The sequence below is a fragment of the Streptomyces beijiangensis genome (genome assembly GCF_017315755.1).
GTDB lineage: Bacteria > Actinomycetota > Actinomycetes > Streptomycetales > Streptomycetaceae > Streptomyces > Streptomyces beijiangensis.
Genome location: NZ_JAFLRJ010000616.1, coordinates 1 through 4,328, shown reverse-complemented (window position 1 = coordinate 4,328; position 4,328 = coordinate 1). Strand labels below are relative to the sequence as shown.

Genomic DNA, 4,328 nt, shown 5'->3' with positions numbered 1-4,328 from the left:
GGACTAGCCCGTACCGGCCCCCCCGAACCACCCGAAGGGACAGTGCAGTTGAGCTGAACCGTCCGCACGGGTGATGCGTCATGGAGTAGTAGGAAGTGCTGCCGCGAAATCCCTGCGGATTGACGTCCGTGGGGCAACACTGGGAACGGACCGATGAAACCGGGGGGCGGCCATGAACACAGTTTCGAGCCGCGGAACAGTCACCACACTCACTACGACGCAGCGAAAGAACGCATCCATGTGCCAGCACGAGCCACCCTGCCCGACAGCCGCCTCCGCCGACCGGGAGGCCGCGCTCCTCGTGGCACACCACCCGGAACAGGGCTGGAGCCTGCTGTGCAACGGCGTTCTCGTCTTCGAGGACACCGGCGAGCTGCTGCCGGACGGACAGATCATCGCCCCGCACCGGCCACTGGGCGTGGGACAGGTGGTGGCCGCCGCATAGCGGCGCACGTACGACGACGGGGCCGGCCCGGGTGACATTCCCCGAACCGGCCCCGTCTGCTGTGTCCGTTGTGTCCGTCAGTTGTCGTACTCGTCCATGGGCGGGCAGGAGCAGACGAGGTTACGGTCCCCGAACGCCCCGTCGATCCGGCGCACCGGCGGCCAGTACTTGTCCGCGGCCGAGACCCCGGCCGGGAAGACCGCTTCCTCGCGGCTGTAGGGGTGGTCCCACTCGCCGCCGAGTGCGGCAGCGGTGTGCGGGGAGTTGCTCAGCGGGTTGTCGTCCACCGGCCACTCGCCCGAGGCCACCCGCTCGATCTCGCCGCGGATCGCGATCATCGTGTCGCAGAAACGGTCGAGCTCGTGGAGGTTCTCGCTCTCGGTGGGCTCGATCATCAGCGTCCCCGCCACCGGGAACGACATCGTCGGCGCGTGGAAGCCGTAGTCGATGAGCCGCTTGGCGATGTCGTCGACGCTGACGCCGGTCGACTTCGACAGCGGCCTCAGGTCCACGATGCACTCGTGCGCGACCAGCCCGTTGGGCCCGGTGTAGAGCACCGGGAAGTGCGGCTCGAGCCGCTTGGCGATGTAGTTGGCCGCGAGCACCGCGACCTGCGTCGCCCGCTTCAGTCCCTCGCCGCCCATCAGACGTACGTACGCCCACGAGATCGGCAGGATCCCCGCGGAGCCCCACGGAGCGCCCGAGATCGGACCGACGCCCGTCTCGGGTCCGGCGGTCGGCTGGAGCGGGTGGTTGGGCAGGTACGGCGCCAGGTGCGCGCGCACGCCCACCGGACCGACACCGGGGCCGCCGCCGCCGTGCGGGATGCAGAAGGTCTTGTGCAGGTTCAGGTGCGAGACGTCGCCGCCGAACTTGCCCGGCTTGGCGAGCCCGACCAGCGCGTTGAGGTTGGCGCCGTCGACATAGACCTGGCCGCCCGCCTCGTGCACCTCGGCGCAGATGTCGGCGACGTGCGCCTCGAACACCCCGTGGGTGGACGGGTAGGTGATCATCAGCACGGACAGCTCTTCACGGTACTGCTCGATCTTGGCGCGCAGGTCCGTGACATCGACCTCGCCGTCGTCCGCGGTCTTCACCACGACGACCTTCATGCCGGCCATCACCGCGCTGGCCGCGTTGGTGCCGTGCGCGGAGGACGGGATGAGACAGACGGTGCGCTGCAGGTCGCCGTTGGCCCGGTGGTACGCACGGACGGCCAGCAGCCCCGCGAGCTCGCCCTGCGAACCGGCGTTGGGCTGCAGCGAGACCTTGTCGTACCCGGTGACCTCGGAGAGCCGCTCCTCCAGCTCATGGATGAGCGTCAGATATCCGGCGGCCTGCTCGACCGGCGCGAAGGGGTGCATCGCCCCGAACTCGGGCCAGGTGACCGGCTCCATCTCGGTGGTCGCGTTCAGCTTCATGGTGCAGGAGCCGAGCGGGATCATGCCCCGGTCCAGCGCATAGTCCCGGTCGGCGAGCTTGCGCAGGTAGCGCAGCATCGCGGTCTCGGAACGGTGCTGGTGGAAGACCGGGTGGGTGAGCACCTCGTCATCGCGCAGCAGCCCGGCCGCCAGCGCGTCTGCGGTGTGCTCGGCGTCGAGCGCCTCGACATCGCCCTCGGCCCCGAACGCGGCCCAGACCGCGGACAGCTGCGTACGCGTGGTGGTCTCGTCGCACGCGACGGAGACATGGTCGGCGTCGACCTGGTAGAGGTTCACGCCCCGCTCACGGGCGGCGGCGACGACCTCGGCGGCCCGCCCCTGGGCCCGTACGGTCAGGGTGTCGAAGTAGCTGCCGTGCACGACCTCGACGCCCGAACCCCGCAGCCCCTCGGCCAGGATCGTGGCGTACCTGTGGGTGCGCTGCGCGATCCCGCGCAGCCCGTCGGGGCCGTGGTAGACGGCGTACATCCCGGCCATCACGGCGAGCAGCACCTGAGCGGTGCAGATGTTGCTGGTGGCCTTCTCGCGGCGGATGTGCTGCTCGCGGGTCTGCAGGGCCAGCCGGTACGCCCTGTTGCCGTCGGCGTCCACGGAGACTCCGACGAGCCGGCCCGGCAGGCTGCGCGCGAACTTCTCGCGTACGGCCATGAACCCGGCGTGCGGACCGCCGAAGCCCATCGGCACACCGAAGCGCTGAGTGGTGCCCACCGCGATGTCCGCGCCGAGCTCACCCGGAGAGGTGAGCAGCGTCAGCGCCAGCAGGTCGGCGGCCACGGTGACGATCGCGCCGAGCTCATGAGCCTGCTCGATCACCGGCTTGATGTCCCGTACGTGACCGGAGGCTCCGGGGTACTGGAGCAGCACACCGAACACACCGCGCTCGGCGATCTCGGCCGGGATCCCGTCGCTCAGGTCCGCGACGACGACCTCGACACCGGTCGGCTCGGCGCGCGTCTCGATGACGGCGACGGTCTGCGGCAGCGCGTCGGCGTCGACCAGGAAGACACCGTTCTTGACCTTGCCGACCCGGCGGGCGAGGGACATCGCCTCGGCGGCCGCGGTGGACTCGTCGAGCAGGGAAGCGCCGGAGGTCGGCAGACCCGTCAGGTCGGCGACCACGGTCTGGAAGTTGAGCAGCGCCTCCAGGCGGCCCTGCGAAATCTCCGGCTGGTAGGGCGTGTACGCCGTGTACCAGGCCGGGTTCTCCATGACGTTGCGGAGGATAACCGGCGGGGTGAAGGTGCCGTAGTAGCCGAGCCCGATCATCGGTGCGAGCACCTGGTTGCGGTCCGCGAGCGAGCGCAGCTCGGCGAGCACCTCGGCCTCGGTCCGCGCCTCGGGAAGCTGCAGCGCACCGGCGCTCTTGATGACCTCGGGCACCGCGGCGGCGGTGAGCTCGTCCAGCGAGCCGTATCCGACCTGGGCGAGCATCTTCGCCTGCGCCCCGGCATCGGGTCCGATATGACGCTGCTCGAAGGGAATGCCACGCTCGAGCTGAGAGAGCGGAATGCGGTGGGCGGTCATGGCGGAGGCCTCCTGGTCGACGCGACCTGCGAGGGGCACCACGGCGCGGGTGCCCGAACGGCCTCCCCCTCTGTCATCTCAACCTGAGAGTTTCACCGGTCCGCACAGGGCGCACCGGCTTTCACCGTCGGTGAGGGAGGGACTCGGAACGTGCCCGCCCGACGCCCGCCCTGCTTTCCAGAGTGACCTCGTCCGTGCGGTACGTGTGCCTGAGAGATTCCGGGGAGGATTTGCTCCTTCGGCGCCTCCGGACGATCTCCGTCTGAGGCTCTCCCGCGCGGGGTCAGCAGCCGTGCGCCAGCCTACCAGCGCGGCCGACGGCCGGGCCTTCGAGTGGACGCCACCCCGTATCTGCACTTTTGTAGTGTTTACAGAGCAGTTGCGACCAGTTGGAGGGACCGTGCAGACCGACATCGATCCGCGCAGCCTGATCGGCCGCAAGGCATTCGACCGCAATGGCACCAAGATCGGAACCGTCGACGAGGTCTACCTCGACGACGCCACCGGTGTCCCCGAGTGGGCCGCCGTCCGCACCGGCCTCTTCAGCAGGGACGCCTTCGTCCCGCTGGAACCGAGTGAACTGGTCGACGACACCCTCCGGGTCCCCTTCGAACGCTCCCTCATCAAGGACGCCCCCGACTTCGGCGTGGGCCGCCATCTCTCCCCCGAACAGGAGCTCCAGCTCTACCACCACTACGGGCTGGAGATCTCGGCCCCCGCCCCGGCGCCGGACCGGGACTTCGGCCGGCTGGCGGGCGAGGACGACTGACCGTCCTCGGTCCGTACCAGCGGCAGCGGCTCCGACAGCTCCAGAGCTGGATCGTCGACCCGGAACGTCCGCACCCGCCCAGGAACGGCCGACCAGGGTTCCTCGAACCGCACTGTGACCCGCCCCACCCCGCTGCCCTGCACCCACC

The 4,328-nt window shown here is 69.8% G+C and carries 3 protein-coding genes, 1 pseudogene and 1 riboswitch; of the genes and pseudogenes, 2 read left to right on the top strand and 2 right to left on the bottom strand.

Features of this window, described 5'->3' with window-relative positions; genetic code table 11:
* Positions 1–238: 238 nt before the first annotated feature.
* Entirely contained in the window at positions 239–445 is a 207-nt protein-coding gene (locus J0695_RS37555; protein WP_277990090.1) for a DUF5999 family protein, read from the top strand.
* Between the two features lie 77 nt (positions 446–522).
* On the opposite strand, the gene gcvP is transcribed toward J0695_RS37555, so the two are convergent.
* Entirely contained in the window at positions 523–3,411 is a 2,889-nt protein-coding gene (gene gcvP / locus J0695_RS37550; RefSeq protein WP_206969258.1) for an aminomethyl-transferring glycine dehydrogenase, read from the bottom strand.
* Between the two features lie 187 nt (positions 3,412–3,598).
* A riboswitch (glycine riboswitch) is annotated at positions 3,599–3,697 on the bottom strand.
* 114 nt (positions 3,698–3,811) lie between these two features.
* On the opposite strand from gcvP, the gene J0695_RS37545 reads away from it, so the two are divergent.
* A complete protein-coding gene (locus J0695_RS37545; RefSeq protein ID WP_206969256.1) occupies positions 3,812–4,180 on the top strand; it encodes a PRC-barrel domain-containing protein in 369 nt (122 codons plus the stop codon).
* Here the strand turns inward: J0695_RS37545 and J0695_RS44520 are convergent.
* Positions 4,105–4,328: pseudogene (locus J0695_RS44520) on the bottom strand (DNA polymerase IV); the annotation flags it as partial. The gene J0695_RS37545 and the pseudogene J0695_RS44520 sit on opposite strands and share 76 nt — an antisense overlap.